This is a genomic window from Sphingobacterium tabacisoli (genome assembly GCF_017908035.1).
In the GTDB taxonomy this organism is placed as follows: Bacteria; Bacteroidota; Bacteroidia; order Sphingobacteriales; family Sphingobacteriaceae; genus Sphingobacterium; species Sphingobacterium tabacisoli.
The window spans coordinates 1,894,040-1,919,480 of the sequence record NZ_JAEQMU010000001.1; the positions used below are offsets into that span (position 1 = coordinate 1,894,040).

Genomic DNA, 25,441 nt, shown 5'->3' on the forward strand with positions numbered 1-25,441 from the left:
GTATTATTTCTGATTTATTCGTTATCAAATAACGTTACCAATTTCTGCTCAAAAGCTGTTTTCAAAATCTCAAAATATTTCTGCAGGTCAACAAAACTTGGTAAATATACATCGCGCTTTGTATCTTCGTCTAATTCTTCATTATCCCAGATTGGATACAGTTCTATTAATTTGTCAGTAAGGTTTTGCACTTGGGGAATAATTCGAGTCGCCATTTTCTTAAGTTCAGTATATGATCTATTTAGAACAGGTAAATCCAATAGGAATGGCATAGATACCATTCTATAGAATTGTTTAATACAGGCTGAAGAAACTCCATATAATAAATCTGATGATGTTTGTTCATTATATAGCCCTTCGATTTGAGCTAGCATAGCCTTAGATTTTATAACTTGGTCTTGGAATCGATTAGTAATGATTTCTTGTACTCTTTTAAGGCCATCTTGATTGGGTTCTTGGATACGATATGGGCTTCCCGAAAAGATAAGAAACTTTGATCTACAATGTGATGTATGGAACATATGCTCATCTTCTATTTCACAGTCCCACTCATCATCAAAAAAAAGATTTATCACCACCGATGATTTTTTCATACATGCAACATTTAAAACTTTTTCTACCAGTTTTTCATGATTAGAATCCTGTCTAAGATTAAGAACCAAAATAATTTCTAATGTAGGGTTGATATCAAATCCTTCTATATTAGGATGTGGAATTAAAAACAAACGACTCGGTTCCAACAACGCAATAATCATATCAAGAAGAGGTTTAAGCTGTGAATATTCCCTATTAATCTGTAACAATCCTCCAATCTTCCGCATCCAGTTTTCAAATTCGCCTGAATGATGTCCGGGGTGTAGGTAAATGTGGTTGGTTGTTCGTGTTGAAAGGTCATTATCATATGCTTTTGAATGATGCCCATCATTTTTAATTGTAATCATAACTGTTTATATTTAGTTTACACAAAGTACCTAACATTCATCCACGTACCGAACCAAAACAACTTGTAACGCACCAATCCCAGTTGTAAAAAACAAAAGCAATCTTGTAAAATACCAAGACACAAGATTCTCGATAAACAAATGACAGATTATTATTAACTTTGAAGTATGAGCAAGGAAAACAAGATCGGACCAAAAATCAGCCGCTTACGAGAGTTGCGCGGCATGAAGCAAGAAGCATTAGCTAATGCATTAGGTGTAAGTCAACAGACCGTATCAAATATGGAGCGTAGTGCCGAGATAGAAGAAGACTTGTTATCCCAAGTAGCACAAATACTTGGCGTTACTCCAGATGCAATACGTAATTTTGATGAAGAATCTGTGTTTAATATAATTAACAATTTTAACGACAACAGTTCCAATAACGGAGCTATTTATGCCAAAGAATGTGCATTCAATCCTATTGATAAGGTTGTCGAACTCTACGAGCGCCTTCTCGAAGCCGAAAAATCTAAAGTGGAGTATTTGGAAAGGTTACTGAAAGATAAATAAGCTTCCTTCATTATCATATGAAAAAACGTTCATTAAAAAGGTGTGTTCATTCCTACTGAACACACCTTTTTATTAGAACTCCTAATTGCTAATTAAGCATTATCACATGAATAATATAATATTCAACAATAAATTTCCAGTCTCCTACATAGCCAAGCTTTTTAAAGTAGATACTTTGATTGTCAAAACATGGTCTAAGACTTTTTCCGAATACCTGGGTAAAAGTGCAAACCCAACAAAAGGTACACAACGCTATTTCGAATTAGATGATATTAGGGTAATGGCATACATTTATTACTATTGGGAAGACCAACCTGACTTAGAACATATCAAAATAGGATTGAATATTAATAGCCATTATGATCATGAGTTGATAGATGACCTACTCTTAAAAATAAGTCCATTTGCTTTCGATTATCACGATGAAATTGATGAAACATGGAAACACGGTGTATTGTTTGGCGGATTATCAGAGTTTAGTGATATATTTTATCTTGCAAATTCTTACAAACTAGCTGGAGATGAATTAATAGCTGTTGCACTCAAGGATGAAGCTCCATGGGATTTATTTTGTCCAGCTGTATACAATTATCGCCATGCTACAGAGCTATACCTAAAGTCTATGTTTAGCTCGTCTAAGCAAACTCATAATTTAAAGACGCTATTTGAAAAATTTAAGAATGGTATAAAAGAAAAATACAACCAGGATTGTCCCGATTGGTTTACAAATATTATTTCCACTTTTGATACATTCGATCCTTATGGTACAGCACTTCGTTATGGTGAAGATACAAATTCAAAGGAAGTTTTCATTGATTTTATCCAAATGAAAACCGCAATGGGATGGATGTCTGAATCATTTCAAAACATCCGTAGACATCAAGGTCTTACGGATGTTTAAGATAAGTTTTATTGTTCCTGATAATCTAACGCCTGCTGGATGAATCCCATAGCCTTAGATATTTCTTCGATTGACGCTAATCCTAATTCAACATCCCCATTACCCCATCGTCCAAGATCTGTAACATCCTTACATATATTTTCAGGATCTATCAACTCGCTAAATGGCATGTTTAAGGATAATCGAAGACGAGATTTTTGCGGCACGATATCTACAAAGTTTGTAGAAGTTTTATAAGCGATGTAAAGCTTTTTGAACTCTTCTCGAACAGAATCATCCAACTCCTGTATCCGCTTCCTCAATTCGTAAAAGAGGATAAGCATTTCCCCAGACAGATACTCGTAATCCCCTATAGTATATTCATTAGCAACTCGCCTTTCTTGTTCAACATACCTAGTTAACACCTCTTCTGACAGGTTCGGATATTTCCAAATGTTGGCTGCGATTTCAGCTAATTGACCAGCTCTTTCCTGAATATGGATTTCATTCCATTCTTCCACCGTACGTAGGTAATTGTTCAGGCTAATTGGCGACTGATTAAATCCACCTTCAATAGTTTTCTTCTTTTGAAATGGATGGTCACTCAGTTCCGAATTGTAGCCTGTTAATGTCAAATTACCCAATGTATGCAACCAGCTGTTTTGTATTTCTTTCCAGTTTTCACCCAGCATCTGCTGCCATTCAAGATTGAGATTTTCATTCTGAGGCAGAACATGTTCTATGGTATAATCACTGATAGACACCCATTCTTTTCGCCGATAATTTTCCAATCTGCTGAGAAAATAAATTCTAGATCGGAAATTATATAGATCTTTCACTTTGATCTCACGTATAAATTCACTGTCGTTCGGAAATCTCTTGTAACCGTTGAAAAGTTGCATCGTAGCATATAGGCTAATTAAATAATCCGACTTATTAACTGATTTATACAATGTGAGAAACGTCTTATTAAGACTGTTGGTAGCAATTCCACAAATCGCTCTTCGAAAAACATAATTTTCCACTAATTGCAAGACAGCTAAAAATTCCGCTTTGTCGATTACTTGCTTGCTGTAATCATTATACACAGCTAGTAAGAATGGATAAGACACATCTACACGTAGTTCTTTCAAGTTTCTAAATGCTTTTAATAAATCCAGGTCCTTTTCCTTCAGCAATACCATGTTGGCATAATAAGAGGCATACTCCGTGATATCGGCTACAATATCTTCTATCAACAAACCATTCGCATAGGATTTGAACGCATTGTAAACAAGGTTAATGTTTGGTATCACTCCCGTCTTAGTAGATAGATAGTCCCGCATAAATCGATCAAAAAATGCTACATAATCGTTTCCATAGTTTTGTTCCATCGGGTACCAATACTTTTCATACAACCTCGTTTGGATTTGGATCTCTTGCCCCATTAAGATATAATTACGAATAAGATCCGCTTGAGACAAATCTAAACCCGTTGAATTCATACTTTCAAAGATAAGCTGTGGATTATCTTTACCTTTTTCAAGCGTAACATCTACAGCAAACAACTTCATGATACCATTATATAATGCATTGACGTTCTCTCCGTTAATATTTTTCCTAAAAAACTGATAATTTTCAAAAACCCTTTGCGAATATTTCTCCGGCAATGGAATGTCGTTCAGAAGACTCAAATAAGTTTCTTTGTCCCTTCTTGTGAGTAAAAGCTTGTACCTTAATTCATTTTCTTCATCTGCATTTAAAAGGTAATAGTTTTTTAGCTTTGAAGCATTGGTTTCTATTTCAACTACATTATTCTTTAGAAACTCCGATAGTGCTAAAATAATTAAACTGACGGTGGTTACTCGCTGTTGTCCATCGATAATAAGCAACTGTGGCACATCCGTAGTATTATAAATACTCTCCTGAAAATAAACAACAGATCCCACAAAATGGCCCGACACGCTTTTGTTATTTCCTGCTCTTAAAATATCATTTAATAATTGTCTACATTGTGATAATTGCCAACTATAAGTTCGCTGATAAATCGGGATCACAAATTGTTTTGGTCCTTTGAGAACAGTCAAAAGGTTTGTAGAGGTTGCCTTCATAATTTTTAGGTTAATACAATACTATTTCGGTATTAATACAATAACTATTTTTTTCCATATTTCCTAAACGAGGCTATAAACTGATAAATGATAAATCCAAAAATAACTTTGGATATGTAATCGATAGCTAACGACCAGGACGTAAATTCTTCTTTACTGACCAAAAAGTCATTTCGATGAGTAAGGTCAATAAATGAAAAATAGTAACCAATCAATTTATAATCAACATAATTAGAGTTAAAAACTCTTCCTAAACTCAATAAATATAGGATATAAAGTAATATAGAAACTCCTATGAACCACCAAAATGGCCTACCAATCGAAAGTCCATGCTTATTTGATACACTATTTACCTTTAGAATGAGAGAATCTCCTAGGGATATTGAATCTATTTTGCTTAATGCATCATGAGCAATTGATTGCAAATTCTGTGCTTCGTAGTAGTTACCAGTACTTTCCAGAGATCTTTTAATCTGTAAGAATATCTCGTATTGATCTTTATGATGATTTTCAGATTTGCGTTCGGGGTAATGTACGTTCTCAATCGGCATAAACCTCTCAAAACTTGAGTAATTATCAGGGAAATTGCAAGAAGTAAATGTTGCCTTTGCAACCTTGGATCTATAAAGGGAGATTCGCTTATACTTATCGAAATCTACGTTATCAAACCAAACACCGTCAAGATCACTCTTGTGTATTCCAATTTTACTATCAACCTTATCATCTATTGGATAAATATTGTATAAACTAACTTCTCCTTTTGGAAGGAAATTAGAAATATACCAACTATTAATTCTTGTGTTTTCAATCAGTAATGGACCTTCTATAGTACCAGACAGGGATAGTGAATTTAGATATGATCCAGAAATTAATGTATTCTGTTCCTCGATGGACTTTGAACATTGAATTAATAAATTAATGTCAAAAAGAGCCTTCTCTTCTCTGTTTAAGCCGTATCCAATTTTGTAGGGGTCATATTGGGCGTAGCTGATTCTATACAATCCCCTTTTAACCTCATCTGATTCATTAGTTTTAAATGAAACATTTTTTGTGTCGTATATAAAATACGAGTGTTTTTCCTTAAGAGCTGTAGAAAAATCTGTATTGATGCCTCTCAGTAATTTACGCCAATATTTTGGGAATACATTTTCTTCTGTGTATGAGATATCTACACTATTCTGATCTAAGAAAAATACACTTCGACCAACACAATTATTTATACTTGTCGATTCAAGATTAGGACTACTTATTCGACCTGCCAATATAGAACTAAAAAAATGCAGTGAGATATTTTTAGATAAAATACTCTCAACTTGCAAATCTTCAACAAAACAAGCGACGAATTGAATGCTGATCTCTTCAAAATCTATCTCCTCTATATTTTCAATAAAAACTTTTCGAAATAGACAGCCAATAAAAGTAAAAGTTATTCTTCCCCCTTGAAATGGAACTCCAGCAAACGAAGCTGCGTCAATTGATACAACCGTATCCTCGTCATAGCTTTGATCTGTGATTGTTGAATAGGGTGTGATTTCTATACGACTCATTTCCCCTTCGCTTTCTTTATTAACTTCCCAAATCCTTTTGGCTCCAAATTATTATCTCTTAACCACTTTAAGCCAATCATTATCTGTTCAATGGTATATTGCTGCTTTCGATCACTCCACTTATAAAAGTCCTCGATCAGCTCACCGTCTGAGATCGATGTATCTTCTATAATTCTGTTATTCCAGACAGCATAGATAGTCGCAATTATTTCAGCTTCAGCTTCGGTTGTTTGATATAATAGACCAAATAACTTATCCAAGGAATCTTGCATTGTACCAAAATATCCTTGATAATATTCTTCTATCTTTTCCGCTTTTGTCAAAGGAACGAATCGCTGATTTTGTGAATCAAACCATTTCTGTGTCTTGAAGTGGTTATATATCGATTTCATAAAGGCATTATCATATGGGCCAGCTGCTTGGTAGTAATAATTCTGATTCAAATCTATCCCGATGAGATTTTCAGCCAGGAACTGGACTTTTTGAAATTTGATATTGGAAAAATTTGGATCGTCTTTAAATACCGATACTACTTTTCCTGCTAAAACTTGTCTTGCAAATCCTTTTCTGTTGGAAGGGATGTCTAATGGTTCTATGCTACCATAACATATGTCTGGTTCTGCAGCAACTAAAATTTCAGAATTATCTATATTGTAATTATCACCAACTTTTATTTGTCCATTCATTAACATTGGTAATAACCAATCGCGAAGTTGAGCAAGCTCTTGGTTTTGTTGAAGATTAATTTGCCTTTTCTTTTCCAATTGCTCGACAATATCATAATACTGCTCAACTATTTCAGTTCGTGGTAATATAACATTATAAGAATCTACAAATGAATCAAATAAAAAGTTTTTAATCCCACTTGTTTTCCCCTCGTAACCAAATAACACACCTGCATCATAAAGACGTCGCCACTCTTGCAAAAAATTGAAAATATATTTTTCATTTTTTAATGAAATCGCTTTGCAAAAATTTGAACAGATGACCCCCGTGTCAAACCTACCAAAAGTTTTATTTGTCAATAATGCTATTCTTCCTGTAGACTGAATTGGGCTCCCCCCTGAGATCTCTATGATAAAGTCATTAGGTTTAAGTACTTTTGTCAAATTATTTTTCAAGATAAAACGTTGGGGAGCTTTTACTTCTCCTTTTCCATTAAGCCCATTAATATCCGCCCCTCTAACGCAATAAACACGCTCTGTATAATTGCCTTCTTTTGTTTCTTTTCCCCAATCTCCAGCTTTTATATCCTTTATCCAATCACTAAATACGCTAAAATCCCATCCTTCTGGCAACTCTCTTTTAAGAACTTTATCATAAATCATTTTACCACCAGAGGATCTATACGGCTGACCTTTTTCATTCGGGAAATCAAACTGCACAAACCAGTAATTATATAACGTTTTAGCCATTTGCTCAAGTTCCGAGTTAATCTTATTGTTTAACTCCATCTTTCGGTCTAATTTATACAAAAAGGATGCAATTTTTTCCTGATCATTATCTTTGTGAACATAGCATTCAAGTTCAAGTAAGTTGTCTTTAGTAATATTTGGAAAAACAGAACCAGATGTACCTCCTAACAACTTTTTCAAGTTGACATCAATTAGTGCCTTTATGTAAGGGGTCAAACTTGGATTTACTCTATGACTAATTGATGCCAATCCTCGACCTATAGCATATTTTTGGTCTGCTATATTCATTCTCCCAGTAGTACTTCCTCTTACACAGAATAAAATATCATTGAGATTTGCCACCCTTTTGAATTGTGATGAGTACTGTAATGGAACTGGATATCTTTCTGTAAACTCAGCAGGGCCGTTTAACAGCGGTAATCCAATTTTTTCAAATGACACAAATTTTGAATCTGGAGATTGTCCCATTGTAATCTGTGCAATGTCTTTCAACAGTATCTTATTCATACATCAATCCTTTCAATTGTTCCTGAATTTCGGCATCCAGCGTGTTACTTTCTTTAAAAAGCTTATCTAATTTTGTTTCAAAGCCTTTAATTCTAGCCGAAAACTCTTCTGCTGTAATATCCACATACTCAATATCAACCTTAAAATACTGACCTGCAGAGAAGCTATAGTTCTTCGATTTAATCTCATCAGCATTGACAACAACACTAAGTCCTTCTACAGATTCTTTATTAGAAAAAGTATTAACAATCTTTTCCTCTTCATCTTTAGTAAGCACTGTGCGCTGATTTTTACCTTCCTTGACAGTTTCTCCCAACTTGCTGGCATCCATCAACACGATTTGTTCTTGCCCAGCTTGTTTATCAATGAATATCACAGAAACGTTAGTACCGGTACTCGCAAAAATATTACTTGGCATACTCACCACACCACGAAGCCATCCATTGTCAATTAATCGCTCCCGTATTTTCTTTTCAATTCCGCTTTGTGCGGTAATAAATCCTGTTGGTACCACGATAGCTGCTTTCCCCGTATCATTCAAACTGTACATGATATGTTGAATGAATAATAAATAAATAGCCATAGATTCTTTTTTTGCTTTAGGGACATTAGGAATCCCTGCAAAAAAGCGCTCTTTGAACCGATCTGTATCCAGGTCTTCTCTAAAATCGGAAAAGTCTAACTTAAAGGGCGGATTAGATACGATGTAATCAAATTTTTGCTTTTCTAAATAATATGGTTGTGCAATAGTATTAGTCTTAATCACGTTCGGAATACTATGCGTCAGATTATTTAAGATCAAATTCAAGCGCAGCATCGTACTTGACTTTTGCGAAATATCTTCTGAATAAATGGTACATCTATCTTCACCAATATTGTGGGCTAACGACATTAACAATGATCCAGATCCTACACTAGGGTCGTAGCAACGGACTTTTTTAACATCGCCTTGCACCAATACATCTGCTATGATACGTGCTACCGCATTCGGGGTATAGTACTCTGCATATTTACCACCAGAGTCAGAGTTGTAATCCTTAACCAGATATTCGAAAATATCTTTAAAGAAATCGTATTTCTCTGTAAAATAATCTTCAAAGCTTTCTTCAAAACTAAATTCAAAAAGTTTATTAACAAGAGCCTTGCAGAAGTCGTCTTTCTGTGAGGAGTCAGTGATATAATTACTTAACTCATCAAAAAGCTTGTCTTTCGCGCCAGAAAAGGACTTAATTGAAAAAACACTCGCATTTTCTGTACTGATATCGCGCAGTGTATCATCAAAGGTCTTTGCAAAATCTTCTGAATTCTGGTTGTTATACAAATGAGAAATTAACTGGTGCGGTTTCAATTGCGGAACATTCTCATCCAACAAATCCATCAATAACTCATATTGCCCATCTTCATTTTCATATAGGTTTTTTAAGTTTTGATAGAACTCTTTATTATCCGCTAACTCCGGCCTTAGTCTTTTGACTTCAAAACGAAATTTATCATTCAAAAATTTATATAAAAATACCTGAGTAATAATTTTAAACTCATTACCATCATTTCCCAAACCATAATTGGCACATACGCTTTTCAAGCTGTCAATTAGCTGTTTAGTCTTAGTAGTATATGTAATATCTTGTGTCATTTCTTATTTACTATCTCGTAATTGGAAATACTCTTTTCCAATCAGATTACTTATGTTTTGACGCATTACTGCATCCAATTCTATTTTCTCTTTAACTACAAATTGTTGAGCGACCAATTTAACCAAATAGCGGTCAAACCAAGCCTGGTTTTCCAATATATCTTCTTGTCCTTCTAACTTATCATCTACTTCTTGTTTTACTTGCATCAATGCTCTGTGCAATTGAATTTCCTTTGCCGAGAGATTACTTTTCTCAGTTAAACGCTTATGGATGCGTACGTATTTTTCATCATGGTCGTACTTAGCTCTTAGCAAGGCATTTTTACGATTCAGTTCTTTAGCCTGATCATATATTTTTCGGAGCAACTGCATGTTTTCAACCATATCTTCTTGGTTAGTTTCAGAAAGATTCTTTTTTCGGAAGATACGTTCCAGCTCTTCTTTCAAACTGATAAACTCTGGATCTCCTGTATCGAAGTTTTGCTGTAAGGCTTCCCTAGTTTTACGCAATTGATCTTTGTATTCATCGGCTAACCGTAATTCCTCTTCCCCGACTTTAATGAATTGAAACACGATATCTTCCAGAGCAGTTTCTAGCAAATTACGAGTTTCGTCTTCGCTCTCTAAACTCTCTACAAAATTCAGATTATCTAAACGACTTTGAGCTTCCAACAGCAAACGATTCAATACGTCAAAGTCGATCAACTCACCAAATCCCTCATAGCCATTGATAGCAATGATATTCTTTAGTTCTTTTGCCGTTCTTAAAGCTTTGACCAATCGTAACAATTCTTTCTTGTCCTGCAACTGGGAAATTTGTTGCGAAAATATTTCCCGATTTTGGGTATCATAGTGAAAGAGTGTCTCTTGGATGTCGTTGATTTCCTTTGTAATCTCTTCTTTGGATTTGAAGAGATACGAATACATCTCCATCTCATCACCCAACTGTTCTTGCAATTCCTCAAAGTAGAGCTGATTGGTTCGATTAAATGCGGCCGAAATATCTGCAAAGTCTACCACATAACCATACTGATAGTTTTTATAAGGACGATTTACACGGGTCAAGGTCTGTAGTAGGTTATGGTCCTGGATAACTCGCGCTAGATAAAGCTTTTTCAAGCGCTTTGCATCAAATCCGGTCAGTAACATATTATAGACAAATAGTACATCTATTTTACCACTTTTAAAAGCCTCGATCAAATCTTTACGGATCTGCTTGTCGTTCTCGTCATGAAGTATTAACGCTGCAGTCAGTTTTTCTTTGCGACGGGTCCCGTAAGGAACAGATGGTTCTGCGGCTATGGCAAGATTTTGTACACTTGTTTCTTGAATACCATATTGTTCTTCAAATAACTGAAATAACATCTTCGCCTGCTTAGATGAATCACAAACGACCATTCCGCCCAATGATTCATCCCGCCAGTAATCCCTAAAATCAATTAAATCCTTCTTAATATAGTCTAGTAGACCTTGTGCAAATCTTCGGTCAGCATATACATCCGAGGTTTTGATATCTCCTCGAAGTACCTTAATCTGTTCCATTACTTCCTTCATCTCCATCTTGAAGCTACCTTCAATTTCCTCACGTATGAGTCGTAAGGTATAGCCATCAGCTATGGAGCGATTGTAGTAATATTTGTGAATATAATTACCAAACAGCAGTTTCGAATCATATTCCTTTGCAACCTCTTTTAAAAGAGGAGTACCTGTCAAGGCTATTTTTATAGCGTTTTTATCCGAATTTATCAGGTTTGCCAAATAGTTTCCTTTCGGATTATAACTACGATGTGCTTCATCCAAGAAGAAAATTCGCTGTGTATTGATATCATAGTCAAGATCATCAGGAACAGTACTATCTTCGCTGAATTTTTGAATATTGACAACCGTTATTTCAGCTTGTCCGCTATCATTATGAATGGCACCTACTATCTTTAGGTCAGCAACAAACTCCTGTCGTGAATTTACTCTATTGACTTTCAATCCTCGTTTTGCAAATTCATTAGAGGATTGAATCAAGAGATCCAATCGGTCAACAATAAAATAAAACTTAGGTATTATCTGCTTTTTCTGATAGTAGTCGGTCAAATACTTGACATTGTAATATGCCAACGCTGTTTTTCCCGACCCCTGTGTATGCCAGATAATGCCTTTCCTTCTACCTTCGTCTAGCTTTGCAGTTATTGCCGCACTAGCAAACACCTGCGGATAACGCATGATATGTTTTTGGACAGTACTTTCCTCACGCACATAAGCTATAGCATATCGTAGAATAAAGCCTAAACGTTCTCTACTGAATAACGACGTTAATATCTTATGCGTAGGACTGTGAGGTTTCTTATTCGTCTTGAATTCTGGGCTATGCTTTATAACCAACAGATTGTTATCCTTTAGCACAAAGTTTTCCTGGTCTTCAGAAAGGTTGATCAATTCCTGTTTAACCGGATAGCCTACATCTTCCCTGAAGTAGTTAAAATGCAGATCGGCATAGGCAGAAGTAGCATAGAAAGCACCAAATACCGGTTCAACAATACCGTCCTCATACTCCATATTATTAGAAAACACCATTAACTGAGTAATATTGGCAAACTTTCTAAAATGTTTCTGTTTGAATCGACTATTAATCCGCTTCCGTTCAGCTAAAACTCCCTCTTTGTTATTTGGTTTCTTTACTTCTACGAAAGCTAGAGGCATTCCATTGATCAAAACGGTAATATCTGGCCGAAATTCTTCATCACCATTTTTACAAGTTAACTCCGTAGTTACATGAAAGCTGTTATTATTGAAATTCTTAAAATCAATCAGCTTAATCCCCGAAGTCGCAGTCAGACGTTGATAAAACTTCTCACCAATATCTTCATAGTCTAACTCTAAACTTATTTCATCCAGCAAGCGTTTGAGATCTTCTAAAGCTACATCAGGATTGATTCGTTGTATACTATCTAAAAATATAGATTCAAAGATATTACTATCCGATCTTCTAATTTGTTCTCGTAAAGGAATATACGTATACCCCAAACGTATTAAATGTAATAACGCTGGAATCTTTACACGTGAATTTTCGTTAAATGCCATTCTATAAGTTAGAAGATTTGATTAAACAATATTTCCAAATCTGTTTTTACGGTGTCAAAAGTAGGTAATTTCTTAGGTGAAATCTGATGCCCGAGGCTAGTTTTCCAAGCTCTTTTCACAGTGTTCTCACTCTTAGCATTGAGTAGTTGTTCTACACCGGTAAATTCGAGTCCTTTAAATTCCATTTTCTTTAAGAAGGCCGCTTTTATTTCAGACCAGTCAATATCTCCTCCATATTTGGATAGATACCATATATCATAATAATCCCGAGGAGCGGTGTAAGAACGTTGAATTAATGCACGCAGCTTTTCAGACAATACTTCACGTATATCATAACATGAGATAGCCGCTACAGCAGAAGACAGTTCGTCCGAATAATCATGGTAGACTGATCTATCAATAGGGCTAAAAAGCATTTGTTCATAAAGAATGATTTCGATTTTAATAGAAGTTGTCCATCTGACAGGAGCAGGGGGAGCTTGATCTTTAGCATGGTCTGCACCCCAAAACTTAACAATCGCCGCATATCCCGTCAACATGTCTTTATGACGTAGCTCTGTTAACTTATCTAAATGGAGAGGCATCTCTGTCCGTTGCTGAACAGAAGTCATTATTTCTTCCATCAACTGCTCAGTCAACTTAAACTCCGTATTTATAGAAGTAAAATCCAAGTCCTCTGAAAAACGATAATCTGGAAAATAACACTTGCGCAAGCAAGTTCCTCCCTTAAAAATTAAAGAATCTCGACAAGTCTTGTTGGAGAATATAGCGTCTATAAAATGGCCTAATACCCAATCTTTATCAATCGTACTTCTAGAAACGTCATGTTCCTGTGCTTTTTTATCGATTTCCTTTTTCAGTATCATCAATATTGTTTATTAGAGATGTCCAACAATTCTTCACGACTAATATTCAATCGCAACCGCCATTCCGCGACAAATTCACCCTCTTCTAATCCCTGGGGATCAAATAAATTATACTTGTTATTTACTTGGCTTTTAGCATAGTCGATAAAAGTTTCTAAACCTTCTATACGGAGCAATTCAATTAGATATCCTAATCGTTTAGTGACAGCTATATTATTTACCAATTCACAATAGCGAATCAATTTGCTACCTTGCATTTTGGCTTGGCCCACCGCTCTGATCAACTCTGCGTATCCTCCCGAGTATTGAGGTAGGTCAAAACAATCAACAATTGTTTTTTCCACATCAGTGATAGCATATTTAAGACTGCCATACCCATTGTAGGTAATACCTGCTTTCTTATACGAAGCTATTCTTACAAATTTATATGACGTGCCTAATATCGATTTATCCAGTTTTTTATGGGTTGTCTGAATAAAAACCGTATTCGAGAACTGTTCTGTCAATCCATGCAGATTCAATGCAGACCAATACGCAACAGCACTGTTTTCTGCAACGAAAGTGCCTATCACATATTCGTCCCTAAAATTTTGTCGACAAAACTTTCCTTTTTCTATCCGAGCGAGAAGTTCCTTATCAACCAGATTTTCCAATATCTCACTTAAGTTATCAAACTTTTGACCCAATAACTGTTCGATTTCAGTGAATTTAAAAATCTGAATTTCATAATCATCCAACAACTTTAAGAATTCAAGCTGTGGTTTAGTTAAGTGTTCCGATATGTAAACGCTGTCTGCCATATTACCTTTTGCGGAACGATAAGACCCAATAATTGGGTCTTATCGTTCCTCGATTGGTAAAGATATGAAACGAAATAGATAAAAACAAGCAGCTAATTGATATCCTAAATCAATTTGGAACTTCACTAATTTCTACAAAACTTCATAACATTGGTACTCAATTTTATATCTTGACCCAGAATTGTATAATACGTAATGAATTACACACCAAATGACATAAAACTTATCCTTTCCCTCTTTAGAGGCCGTGAAGATGTGTTTGCTGTTCGTTGGGAGAAGGCAGGGAAATCTGCCTATATGCCGGCCTATAGTTACGACCCGTATCATTATAGGTTGCATAAGGCAAATGGAGGTACATTTAAAAGCTATCAACACAAGACATACTTGCCATTATCGGAGATAGAGATTGATAAACACTTAAGAGGAGATCAGCAGATTGGCATTTATCCATTGCTAAAGGATAATACTTCGTGGTTCATCGTAGCTGACTTTGACAAATCAAACTGGCAAGAACAAGCTGCAAAGTATTTGGAAGCTTGCACTAATAAAAATATTCCCGCTTATCTTGAACGTTCTCGTTCAGGCAATGGAGCACATGTGTGGATATTCTTTGATCAGCCATATCCCGCCATTAAAAGTCGTAGGATATTCCTTCGTATCTTAGAAAATTGTGGCGCGTTCTCTATGTTTGACAAGAGTTCTAGTTTTGACAGAATGTTTCCAAGCCAAGATTATCATTCAGGTGAAGGATTAGGGAATTTAATCGCACTACCTTTATATTTACCAGCGCTAATAAAAGGCAATAATTGCTTTATCGATTCTGAAACATTAGAAGCATTTCCTGATCAAGTCACCTACTTGAAAAATATCAACAAGGTCAATTTGGAATTACTGGACCGACTAGATAATGAAATTGATATCGACGAGAATAACCCTAGCCCTGATATTGATAAAAAACTTAAAATAACCCTAAGTAACACAATTTGCTTAAATCGTTTCTCCATCCCATTTACCCTGATCAATTTTCTAAAAGAAAACCTGAACTTTGCAAATTCTGCTTTTATCATAAAGAAAAAAGCCGGTAGAAGTACGTTTGAAACACCTAGGTTCTATAATTTAATAGAAGAAAAGAAAAATGAACTTCACATCCCTAGAGGATTTATTGGAAGACTCTTGAGGTTCTGTAGAGAAACAAAATTAGAGCATGAATTTGTGGATGAAAGGAAAGCTCTTCCTCTTATCCCTTTTGTTTTTCAAGCGACATTAAGAAATCATCAAAATAACACAGTAGAGGCTGTTGCAAAAAAAGACTTTGGAATAATTGTCGCGCCACCTGGTGCAGGAAAAACCGTTATTGGATTAAAAATCATTGCGGACAAACAACAGCCAGCTCTTATCCTTGTACATCGTAAACAACTTTTAGATCAATGGATAGAACGTATTGAGGGATTTTTAGGCATTCCTAAAAAAGACATAGGTATCATTGGTCAAGGAAAAGTTAAAATTGGCAATCACATTACAATAGCTACTATCCAAAGTCTCCCTAAATATATCGACACATTACATGATAATTTTGGAACAATTCTCATCGATGAATGTCATCACGTTCCTGCAGAGTCATACCGTAATACCATTAATGCTCTACAAAGCAAGTATTGTTATGGACTTACAGCAACACCTTTCAGGAAACACAACGATGACAAGCTAATTTTCACATATCTCGGTGATATTATAACCGAAATCAAATCTGAAGAAATTGAAGACTATAAAAAAGCAACAATAATTATAAGAAACACAACGCTTAATGTACCATACAATTCGAAAACAGACAATTTCGAGGTTCTTTCCCAAATACTAATCCATGATACAGCCAGAAACAATATCATAAGGGATGATGTAGCTAAGGAACTAAATCAAGGGAAGAAAGCTGTAATAATTACCGAGCGAAAAGAACATATCGAAACATTAAACCTGCTTCTAAAATCTAATTATGAAACCATAACACTCAGTGGCGACGATACAGACAGTAATAAGAAAGCAAAGTGGAAAGCACTTTCAGAAGGAAATTTTCAAGTGTTAATTACTACAGGACAATACTTCGGTGAAGGCTCAGACATTAAGCATATTAACACACTTTTTTTAGCTTATCCATTTTCATTTAAGGGGAAATTAATACAGTACATCGGCAGGGTACAAAGGTCCGAAATTAATCCAACGATTTACGACTATCGAGACCTACAGGTTGACTATCTTAACAAACAATTTTTAAAGCGAAACACATATTATCGTAAAATAGATAAACAAGCGACATTGTTTGATGAACCAACCTTAGATTACCAACCCAATACAGCAGACTTATTTATATTAGAAAAATCCATCAAAATACCAATTGACAATCTTTCCTTTCATTATGGCCATGTGGCATTTACCTACAAAGTAGATGAGATGCACAGTACGTTAGAATTTCAGATTGAAAACAAAGAAATGCGACCTGAATTTGATGTATTAAAAGCATATTTCAGCAAAAACTTAAAGTCAAAGAATATAACTGTCGAAATTAATGCAGAATTTGAGTACGGAAAACTAGTAGCACAAATAGCTACATCTAAAGATATCGAACATATCAATAAAGAGATCGTAGAAGGAGTAAAATTTCAATTTCTCAACAAAGGTTTATTGGGAAAAGGTCCCTTTCAAAAGAAAAATATACTAACAGCAGAGCAATTACAGGAAGGTCATAACATATACAAAAATGCCAAGGATATGATATCCGACATTCTTAAGCAACGACAATACAAGCATTCTGATCAAATTCGTTTTTTAGCCGACCAGCATCAAACTGATATTATGAAAATTCGCTTCGTACTTAGTCCGTTTGCATTTGTATTCCTTTTTTCAGGGAATAGACAATATCACATCATTCTAGAAACACTAGATACAGAAGAAGCAACATACATCTGGCACATCGACAAAAATAGATCTTCATTAATAGAAGCAATCGAAATCATTGATAAAGACCTACAGATTATTCGAGAAAAAGGTAGACAAGTGTATTTAGATGGACATATTCCTCAAAACTTTAGTCGAATATTACATGACTATACAGATCCAGCAAAAGGTTTTATATTATGGAAGACCATGTTGGAAGAACGATTATTATAAAGCAACCAAAAATTACATGGTAAGGAAATAAGGCATTCCTCGTCGTCCTTCAGCAAAGAATGCCGCCAATCCAAAGAGGCACTATAGGATTTAGAATAGAAATCAAAGGCATCCTATAGAGCCTCTTTGCCCTACAGGTGCTTACGCAGATTGTCATCATCCTTGCAGTTCAGTCCTCCTCATCATAGGCGCCTACTTTGTCTGTCACAGCGCATCACATCTGGTTCATTACATTTCGCAAGCTACATTACATCACCATCTGTTCTGCCCAGTTCCATCCACCGTCGCCTCGAGTTTGGCTCGCCTGCAGATCGCTCGGGCTGCGGTGCCATCGGTGGCCGACGCTACCATCGTTCATTTCCCTCAGCAAAAAATAGCGCCAATCCTATAGGCACTATGAAGCCACACACAATCCCCAAGAATATAGAGCCTATTATCCCTACGGGTGCTACGCAGATGGTCACCATTTTTGCCGATCGGTCATTACCTCATCGCTGCTATTCCGCTTCACATGGCGCATCATCGCTGTACGCCTGCATTCCGTTTCACTCCATTCGGCTACGCGCTTCCGCCCCCTGATCACCTCCATAGCAGCTGGCCAATACATACCTAGGCACCTTGTGTTGGTGAGCTTTCGGCTGTCACTATTTTTGAAAAGCCCAACCCACACAGAGCGGAATCTATCCCACATGCCCACACACAAAGCCAATCATATACTTGAAATCCCAACCACATCAAAAATACCGCCAGCCAATCTCACCAACATATGCCGGCCCCCGGTACTACGTACCTCTCGGTCCGTCACCCTCGCTCAACTCGCAGACGGCGAGCGAGCGCTAGCAGGCTTTTTGCAGGATAAACGGATTTAAACAATGACGGAATCACAGAAAAGACAAAAAAGTCCGCAAAAATAAATGCAGCAGGCCAAACAGCAAGGTCCAGCCTCCGGTTTTGAGAAAAATCTCCATCCTCCATTCGTCGGATAGTATTTTACCCAAAAACCTTACTTTATTGGCCCGCATCCATTAACCAGAAGACTTTCTTTTTTTCCTTTTTCTTTTGGAATGAATATTCTAGGACTTGTTTTTCAAGAAGATGTATTGGCCGAGTGAATCTAAATCTCTGAATATAGAATACTTGTTTATACCACATGCTTCCAAGGTGTGCTTAATGTTTTTTGAATTTTCTTTCTTTATTAAGATCTTATGTAGTCTAATATCTTTGTCACTATACTCTTGATCTATTCTTTGATAATAGCCCTGTGAACGGTATGGATGGTAGCTAAACCAACCGGACTGAGATCCAACTCTGTCAATAATTGTTGAAGGTTTAAAAATTTTCAATTCTTTCTCCTTAAAAATATCAAAATTCTGTTCTTCAGTAAAGATTTTATTATCCATACTTGCGGAAAAGACCCAAACCACAGCACTGCTCTCCTCCATAGACTCCTTGCTAACCGCGAAATACAAAGCAGCCAATGGATTATCTGTCCAATCCAGTAACCTAGTGGGAATGCCGTAATGTTGTGCAATTGTTAACCATTCTAAATCATTGTTTGGTTTGGATTGCAAGTGTGGAAGGGAAGACCTTTTAAACTCATTAAACATTCTTATCTCGTTAACCTCTCTACTCTTTCGGTAAAGATGACGTGCAATGCCAGGGATTAAAGCTTTGTCCACATTTTGACCTCTATAAAGGATTATTCTCTTTCCGTCAGGTCGACCACGCCTTTCAATAAGTTTTATAAATTCTGACAGACTATTTATTTCCGTTTCCTCAAAATTCGCCATGTATTTTTACAGATATTGTTGATATTATTAAAACAAAAGCCCGACATAACGTCGAGCTTTTGAGAATAAAGTCACCACAACCTTATTTTTTTCTTTTAGTCAAAGACCCTAGCAATAAAGATACGCAAAAACTAACAGTCGCACCAATCGCTGCTAACAAAATAGTTTTCAGGATATCACCCATGATCAGGGCAGGGTAAACACCCAATAAAATACCTCCGAAAGTACCGTGGCCAATTGCAGCTCTATTCATCGTTCACACCTTCCGAATCCTTCTTCAACTGTTTATCATCAACAGTCACCTGACTGATCGCCGATATCACACCACCCGCTACGGCCAGATAACCTCCAACAGTAACAATCGCAGCAGGCAAAGCAACAGGAGCAGTCAGAATAGCCCCGCCAATTGTTGCAACCACAATACCAATATTCCGCAACACCTTAAAAAACTTCGGAGTAGGAGCCTGAGCTCGTTCAACTACATTCATGATTTTCCTTTCTCAATAATTTCCAAAAACACCCATTTTCCTGCATCGATAGAAGCATAAACTATCTCCATTAACTTGTTAAAGGCTTTTACAGATTCCAAACCTTTCCCGATTCCAGAAAGCTGACTAACCGGAGCAATACAACCTCGCAATTCACTCAAAGCATTATTGGCCGGATGAAAAAGAATCTCACTTCGCCCCACAACATCCTTCACCAAAATATGCCATTTAAACTTTTTACTGTATCGCTTAGCCAGTGAATACCTGCCTTCCGGAATGCAGGAATTATTGCGGACGTTACCTAGCCAGGGCAGCTCAATAGCATAGCTAACAAATTCACCATCAACCCAAATCTCAGCATTGGTACCTTGACCATGATAAGTCCGCAATAATCGAACTACCATTATACGCCCGTATCTACAGCAACCAGATTCAATGCGTTAAACGCACCGTTGTTCAGCGAATAGAACGAGCCATTTACCTGCTGAAGGAACTCAATGCCGAACACCAGGAACAGTGGTTTGGTCGAATCCGTAACACCGATATCATTGCTCAACGGGATTGCTGCAGACAACGTATTGCCATAAGCAATTTCAGAAGACGAACTTTGAGCCAACTTGAACATTTCATTCTCAAAGTCTACTTCAACACCGGCCGAAATCATTCGGAAGTGAGTCGTTCCCCCAGGAGCTACAATCTGACTCTCCGGAGTAAAGGCAGCCAGATTAACATCCAACACTCCAGTGGGACGGTCGATAGTAGCCGTAAACGGAGCATAGACCGTGGCCGAAAGAGCAGCATTGCCATTGAAGTCGAAGCTCTGCAACAAAATCAACTCACCGTCCAGCACATTACGCTTTCCGCGATTACTCACCGCATCAGCTTTGATTACGGCCATCATACGCTTCACGAGACGCGATATCATACGCGAATCCTGCGTCTTGTTCAACACAGGCCTGATTGCCGTACATAGCGCTTTACTGGCTTTACCAGCTCGCCCAAATTCCTGAGCATTCTCGCGCGTCCGTTGAAACTTCGGATCGTTCATAATGCGGTCCCGATCCACTCCACCTTTCTGACGGGCTAGATACCCATCCTTACTTTTGTAAAAGGTAATATCCCCGATAGTACCCTTCAATTTGATAATACTTGATTGTCTTGCCATTTCCTTAAAAATTTAATCCATCACCGCTGCAGCAATCGTGATATAGAACCAAATCTTGACAAAACAGCCCGTAGAACAAAGCCAACCTATACCATATGGCGTTAATAGCCATAGATACACACAATCAAACCATAAAGAATACGTAAATTGCAACAAAGAAAAGTCACCAATTCAAACCACAAGTTGTTACCAACTTGGTAGCATCAAAAACTAGTCAGCTGCAGTAGGTAATCAGCGTATCAACAGTAGCGATAAAGAATACATAAAGTATTGGTATGAACAGAATTTGCATTTACCCAAAGGACATCTCCATGATCACCGGCAAGAGCTACAGACAGAGCCTCCGCATATACAATGCTATCAAAAGAAAGCACAACAAAGAACCCCATCAATTGGTTACTCTCGACGAGGTATGTCAATATCTGGGACTAAATCCAGATAAAGTAAAAGAAACGGTGTAAGGCTTGATTAGTTGTATTTATCGCGAAGCTCAAGTTTCTTTATACGAGAAGTTATAGCGCCCATATTACGCTCAAATACTTTAGCCAATTCCTTTGTGGACCGACCTTCACAGAATAACTTCTCCAGTTTCTCGTCATCTTCAGCGGACCAGGGCAAATAAGCATGAGCATGCTCTTTGCGTTTGTCTTCCAATGTATAACTTTTAGAATCTGGAACCAAGGTATCGTCTTCTTGTGTACGATCGATACCAGCCATTTGCTCAACAATCCTATTCAGAGCATCTCTCAAACAACCAATATCTTTTACTGGTATACGTATTCTTTTTCCGTCAGTTTTATCGCCAGAACCATTACTGGTAGAAATAATCAAATGCGATTCACTATTAGTACCTTCTACAATATTCAATGTATACTCCCGATCTCCATTACTCACACGTTCGCTAAAAAGATTTTTATGTGCCATAAAAAATTCAATATTAGGTTATAATCAAAAACGAGCCAAATCAAATCTAGTGAAATAATATCAAGAAGACTAATAAACAGCCATCTACGTATGCAAATACTAGCTCAATCTCGCCTAATTCTGCTGTTCATTTCGTATATTTGTATTAGAAAATCGAGGTAGGAAATAGATAAAACGGATTTAGCGAGACCCTTTCGAGACCCGCAAAATCAAGAGTTTATAAATCGATATATTTCAATGCGTTACGAGCAAGGTTCGAATCCCTCGCTCTCCGCAGAGAAACCTTCATCGAAAGATGAAGGTTTTTTGCGTTTAAGAGGGATGAGAACCAGAAGGGATGGACTGGGTTCGATTCCAGAAGGCTTACGGTTTTCGTGCAGGCGCCCTGTAGGACTGAGCCAATCCTTCGCTAAAAGTCCCCTCAAGTCCGTACAAGTCCGCTAAAGTCCGTTCAAGTGCGTCCTACCTTCGGTATAGCTGGTGTATAGCCGGTCTAGTTCTCTATAATTATTAAATTTATTATTCATAATTCATCAAGTATTAAATCCATTATCATTTTTCACCTTATTACTATCACTCTTATTATCGGACTTGCTCGATTTGTAAATAATACCTTCAAGTTTTGTACGCCGACTACGAATATCTAACCATGATACAATCAATGGCACGATTCGGTTTTATCAGCGATTTAACGGCAAAAATCTGAGTTTATCGGCACAGTGCTTCGTGCTGTCGTTTTAGCGCATCCATCTATTCCATTAGATTCGAACACATTGTCTATTTAAATATTTTTTCACGTATTACCTTTTGTGGTACGATAAGCTCCAAAAATTAAGTCTTATCGTTCTTCGATTGGTAAAGAATAGTGCAAATAATCAAAATGGCTAATTATTTTAATGCGTTAATTTCTTATTTTGCAATAAGTCAATCGTAAAAACGGAACCATAAGTCTTAGTCTCATTTCAAAAAGCTTAAAAACATGATTTTAGAAGTAGCAGTATTAAACGTAAAGTCTGGCAGAACCCAAGACTTTGAAAAAGACTTTCAAATAGCTACTCAATATATTTCGTCCATAGAGGGCTATCTGAAACACTCCTTACAGAAGTGCATCGAATTTGAGAACCAATACCTCTTATTGGTAGAATGGACTTCAGTCGAAGCACATGAAGTAGGATTTCGTCAGTCACCGCAATACCAACAATGGAAAGCCTTACTGCACGATTATTACAATCCTTTTCCCCAAGTTTTACATTACGAAAGCATATAACCAAACATGATAAACTACAATAACAAAACATTTGTTGCTGTTGCCAACAGTGATAATGGAGAAACATCCGCTGATACCGTATTTAACTACAAACAAGAAGGTTCAATACTTACTGCACATTATCAAGGTGGTAAAATAATTTATGGCCATCTTATTGGGCTTGTGGACGAAGCGGGTATTATAGATATGCGGTATCACCAAATAAACAGTGAAGGAAAATTAATGACAGGAAAATGTATTTCTCGACCAGAAATTCTAACGAATGGAAAAATACGATTGCATGAAGAATGGCAGTGGACATCAGGTGACTTATCTTCTGGTCAATCTGTTGTAGAAGAAATCTAAACTATAATTAGGTAAATCTACAAGCGATTCACTTTCATCCGTAAGGTCCAGCATTTTTACCAAAGAGAGTTACAGATCCTTTACGAACAATTTACTTTCATTCATGAACAGCACAAAACAAGCCTAAATCCCGAAAACCAGCTTCAAATGGCACAAACACCTATTTTACATTTATTTTTATTATTAATCAATAAATCAAAGGGGTAAAATACCGCCAAAAAGTTTTTGGCACTTTTCGAATTTTGGCACTATTTTAACCCCTCTATACATATTACTTTGTTATAGTCTCCATAATAACCACCTATCAGAAAAACATCATCAGGTGAATTCACACTCTTGCCCCCTGGTCTAGGCCGTTGACGTTATTAATTTTAGCATTTTCCCGATAGTATTAGTTACTTTAGCATCGAAAACTCTAAAGCATTACAACATGTGGTGGATTTATGCCTTACTATCGGCTCTTTTTGCATCCCTAACAGCCATTTTTGCAAAGCTAAGTGTCGCCAATATCAGTTCCAACCTTGCCACAGGTATCCGTACCATCATTATTTTAATCTTGGTATGGTCTATTGTATTTTTTAAAGGCGAGGCGAAGGATATCAGTAGCATATCCAAACAAAGTCTTTTCTTTCTGATTATTTCGGGAATTGCGACTGGACTATCCTGGTTATTTTACTTTAAAGCCTTACAGATTGGGAATGTTTCGCAGGTAGCTCTAGTCGACAAACTTAGCGTTGCCCTGACGATTGTATTGGCCGTTCTATTTCTTAACGAGTCACTTACTTGGAAAACTGCAATCGGTGCCGGGCTTATTATTGCAGGAACCTTAGTTATGATCGCAAAATAAGTTACTTTCTTTACACCTCCCCCCCTATGACCTCAACACGGATTATAATTACTGTAATACTTCTCTTCATGCTATCTTTTAAAGCACGCACACAAGAGGCTGACAAAATAAAGCTTGAACAGACCTTTCATAAAGCTCAAGATAAGTACGATGCATTCGAAGCAAAACATAGACGCACTATCAAAGCTAAAAACGTGGATTTATCCTATCTCGAATGGGGCGCTAGCACTAATAAAGAATTCGTTTTGGTATGGTTACATGGAAGTTTGAGCAATGCTTATGAACTCGCCCCCTACGCCGAAGAGTTTGTTAAAGTGGGCTATCGAGTGCTATCAATTGACCAATATAATTCGGGCAAGACTCTCCTTCCTGAATTTGACGCTTCGTTTGACGATCTGTCTGAAGATATCAAAACACTGTTGGACTCTTTACAAATTTCCCAAGTCGTACTAGGTGGTTTTTCGAGAGGTGGCTTCTTGGCTACCAATTTTTACCAACTATATCCTAGCTATGTAAAAGGACTGATTTTAGAAGACGGTGGTTCTGTCGCATTCAGCACCAGCTACCTCAAGCTAAACAAAGATGCACTACAACAAAAACTGAAAGACGTAACCCCTCCTGATGAAATCAAGGAGCAGTATTTTGCACAGTACCCTTCCAAGTTTAAAGCCTATCGCAGTCTATACGACTCCGCAGATACAACCAATCAATTCGAAATTCTCAGTTACATCCGACCAATGGGAGAACAATGGATAACCTATTATGGTCAACCGGAATATTACCATATGCAGGATAGTTTGCATATGGCTGAGGCCATCTTTGATAGTCCAAATGTGAGTAAATACGCATCCTCTATTATCAAGGTCAATCCTCCTGTCATCTTTCAAAACCTAAAGATTCCAGTTCTGATTTTCGATCCTGTATCTACGGATGACCCTATCCCCGTTTACGAAGAGAATAAGAAGCTCGCTGAAAGTCATCCTCAATGGATAACACATATCGTGGTGGAAGGTGTCGCACACAACATTCATTATGCAGAGCCTCAAATCTTCATCAAAGCGATTACAGGCTTTCTAGCCAAGATTTAAAACGACTATTTTTGAACTATAAGTACCATGGGACTGTCCCAAAAGGTATACTGAGACAGTCT

General features: G+C 36.9%; 24 protein-coding genes. 9 read left to right on the forward strand and 15 right to left on the reverse strand.

Features of this window, described 5'->3' with window-relative positions:
• Nucleotides 1–14: 14 nt before the first annotated feature.
• Nucleotides 15–941, reverse strand: coding sequence for a hypothetical protein (locus tag JKG64_RS08020; protein WP_210353776.1), 927 nt, complete (start codon nt 939–941; stop codon nt 15–17).
• A gap of 168 nt (nt 942–1,109) precedes the next feature.
• On the opposite strand from JKG64_RS08020, the gene JKG64_RS08025 reads away from it, so the two are divergent.
• Nucleotides 1,110–1,493 carry a helix-turn-helix domain-containing protein gene (locus JKG64_RS08025; protein ID WP_210353777.1) on the forward strand — a complete coding sequence of 128 codons (384 nt, stop codon included), beginning with the start codon at nt 1,110–1,112 and terminating at the stop codon, nt 1,491–1,493.
• Between the two features lie 106 nt (nt 1,494–1,599).
• Nucleotides 1,600–2,394 (forward strand): hypothetical protein, encoded by a 795-nt coding sequence (locus tag JKG64_RS08030; protein WP_210353778.1) that lies wholly within the window; start codon nt 1,600–1,602, stop codon nt 2,392–2,394.
• An 8-nt stretch (nt 2,395–2,402) separates the two neighbouring features.
• Here the strand turns inward: JKG64_RS08030 and JKG64_RS08035 are convergent, their stop codons facing one another.
• The 7 genes from JKG64_RS08035 to JKG64_RS08065 are packed head-to-tail and all read right to left on the reverse strand — an operon-like array spanning nt 2,403 to nt 14,303.
• Nucleotides 2,403–4,463 (reverse strand): DUF262 and DUF1524 domain-containing protein, encoded by a 2,061-nt coding sequence (locus JKG64_RS08035; protein WP_210353779.1) that lies wholly within the window; start codon nt 4,461–4,463, stop codon nt 2,403–2,405.
• Between the two features lie 44 nt (nt 4,464–4,507).
• Nucleotides 4,508–6,010, reverse strand: a complete 1,503-nt coding sequence (locus JKG64_RS08040) for a hypothetical protein (RefSeq protein WP_210353780.1) — start codon at nt 6,008–6,010, stop codon at nt 4,508–4,510.
• On the reverse strand, nt 6,007–7,932 hold the full coding sequence (locus JKG64_RS08045) for a restriction endonuclease subunit S (protein WP_210353781.1): 1,926 nt from the start codon (nt 7,930–7,932) through the stop codon (nt 6,007–6,009). Before JKG64_RS08045 ends, JKG64_RS08040 begins: the two co-directional genes overlap by 4 nt.
• The gene (locus tag JKG64_RS08050) at nt 7,925–9,565 is read right to left on the reverse strand and encodes an HsdM family class I SAM-dependent methyltransferase (RefSeq protein WP_210353782.1); all 1,641 of its coding nucleotides are present in this window, start codon (nt 9,563–9,565) and stop codon (nt 7,925–7,927) included. The genes JKG64_RS08045 and JKG64_RS08050 overlap by 8 nt, the downstream gene beginning before the upstream one ends.
• Nucleotides 9,566–9,568: 3 nt before the next feature.
• Nucleotides 9,569–12,637, reverse strand: coding sequence for a type I restriction endonuclease subunit R (locus JKG64_RS08055; protein WP_210353783.1), 3,069 nt, complete (start codon nt 12,635–12,637; stop codon nt 9,569–9,571).
• Nucleotides 12,638–12,645: 8 nt separating this feature from the next.
• Nucleotides 12,646–13,503, reverse strand: a complete 858-nt coding sequence (locus tag JKG64_RS08060) for a nucleotidyl transferase AbiEii/AbiGii toxin family protein (protein WP_210353784.1) — start codon at nt 13,501–13,503, stop codon at nt 12,646–12,648.
• Nucleotides 13,503–14,303, reverse strand: coding sequence for a type IV toxin-antitoxin system AbiEi family antitoxin domain-containing protein (locus JKG64_RS08065; RefSeq protein ID WP_210353785.1), 801 nt, complete (start codon nt 14,301–14,303; stop codon nt 13,503–13,505). The genes JKG64_RS08060 and JKG64_RS08065 overlap by 1 nt, the downstream gene beginning before the upstream one ends.
• Before the next feature lie 195 nt (nt 14,304–14,498).
• Here JKG64_RS08065 and JKG64_RS08070 point away from each other — a divergent pair, with 195 nt between their 5' ends.
• Nucleotides 14,499–17,465 (forward strand): DEAD/DEAH box helicase, encoded by a 2,967-nt coding sequence (locus tag JKG64_RS08070; RefSeq protein WP_246512502.1) that lies wholly within the window; start codon nt 14,499–14,501, stop codon nt 17,463–17,465.
• A gap of 460 nt (nt 17,466–17,925) precedes the next feature.
• On the opposite strand, the gene JKG64_RS08075 is transcribed toward JKG64_RS08070, so the two are convergent.
• From JKG64_RS08075 to JKG64_RS08100, 6 genes are all read right to left on the reverse strand, one after another.
• On the reverse strand, nt 17,926–18,072 hold the full coding sequence (locus JKG64_RS08075; RefSeq protein WP_210353786.1) for a hypothetical protein: 147 nt from the start codon (nt 18,070–18,072) through the stop codon (nt 17,926–17,928).
• Nucleotides 18,073–18,538: 466 nt separating this feature from the next.
• Nucleotides 18,539–19,255 carry an FRG domain-containing protein gene (locus JKG64_RS08080; RefSeq protein ID WP_210353787.1) on the reverse strand — a complete coding sequence of 239 codons (717 nt, stop codon included), beginning with the start codon at nt 19,253–19,255 and terminating at the stop codon, nt 18,539–18,541.
• Between the two features lie 82 nt (nt 19,256–19,337).
• A complete protein-coding gene (locus tag JKG64_RS08085) occupies nt 19,338–19,508 on the reverse strand; it encodes a hypothetical protein (RefSeq protein WP_210354354.1) in 171 nt (56 codons plus the stop codon).
• Nucleotides 19,501–19,743, reverse strand: coding sequence for a hypothetical protein (locus tag JKG64_RS08090; protein ID WP_210353788.1), 243 nt, complete (start codon nt 19,741–19,743; stop codon nt 19,501–19,503). The genes JKG64_RS08085 and JKG64_RS08090 overlap by 8 nt, the downstream gene beginning before the upstream one ends.
• Nucleotides 19,740–20,147 (reverse strand): DUF5675 family protein, encoded by a 408-nt coding sequence (locus JKG64_RS08095; protein WP_210353789.1) that lies wholly within the window; start codon nt 20,145–20,147, stop codon nt 19,740–19,742. Before JKG64_RS08095 ends, JKG64_RS08090 begins: the two co-directional genes overlap by 4 nt.
• Nucleotides 20,147–20,908: a hypothetical protein gene (locus JKG64_RS08100; protein ID WP_210353790.1), complete on the reverse strand. Its 762-nt coding sequence runs from the start codon at nt 20,906–20,908 to the stop codon at nt 20,147–20,149. Before JKG64_RS08100 ends, JKG64_RS08095 begins: the two co-directional genes overlap by 1 nt.
• 275 nt (nt 20,909–21,183) lie before the next feature.
• Between JKG64_RS08100 and JKG64_RS08105 the strand changes: the two genes are divergently transcribed.
• Nucleotides 21,184–21,369, forward strand: coding sequence for a hypothetical protein (locus JKG64_RS08105; RefSeq protein WP_210353791.1), 186 nt, complete (start codon nt 21,184–21,186; stop codon nt 21,367–21,369).
• A 7-nt stretch (nt 21,370–21,376) separates the two neighbouring features.
• Here JKG64_RS08105 and JKG64_RS08110 read toward each other — a convergent pair whose 3' ends face one another.
• Complete coding sequence (locus JKG64_RS08110) at nt 21,377–21,832, reverse strand: hypothetical protein (RefSeq protein ID WP_210353792.1); 456 nt, start codon at nt 21,830–21,832, stop codon at nt 21,377–21,379.
• Between the two features lie 237 nt (nt 21,833–22,069).
• Here JKG64_RS08110 and JKG64_RS08115 point away from each other — a divergent pair, with 237 nt between their 5' ends.
• From JKG64_RS08115 to JKG64_RS08135, 5 genes are all read left to right on the forward strand, one after another.
• Nucleotides 22,070–22,276, forward strand: a complete 207-nt coding sequence (locus JKG64_RS08115) for a hypothetical protein (RefSeq protein ID WP_210353793.1) — start codon at nt 22,070–22,072, stop codon at nt 22,274–22,276.
• Nucleotides 22,277–22,811: 535 nt separating this feature from the next.
• Nucleotides 22,812–23,099: an antibiotic biosynthesis monooxygenase family protein gene (locus tag JKG64_RS08120; protein WP_210353794.1), complete on the forward strand. Its 288-nt coding sequence runs from the start codon at nt 22,812–22,814 to the stop codon at nt 23,097–23,099.
• 6 nt (nt 23,100–23,105) lie between these two features.
• On the forward strand, nt 23,106–23,444 hold the full coding sequence (locus JKG64_RS08125; protein WP_210353795.1) for a n-acetylglutamate synthase: 339 nt from the start codon (nt 23,106–23,108) through the stop codon (nt 23,442–23,444).
• 430 nt (nt 23,445–23,874) lie between these two features.
• Nucleotides 23,875–24,291: an EamA family transporter gene (locus tag JKG64_RS08130; protein WP_210353796.1), complete on the forward strand. Its 417-nt coding sequence runs from the start codon at nt 23,875–23,877 to the stop codon at nt 24,289–24,291.
• 68 nt (nt 24,292–24,359) lie between these two features.
• A complete protein-coding gene (locus JKG64_RS08135; RefSeq protein WP_210353797.1) occupies nt 24,360–25,379 on the forward strand; it encodes an alpha/beta fold hydrolase in 1,020 nt (339 codons plus the stop codon).
• Nucleotides 25,380–25,441 lie beyond the last annotated feature (62 nt).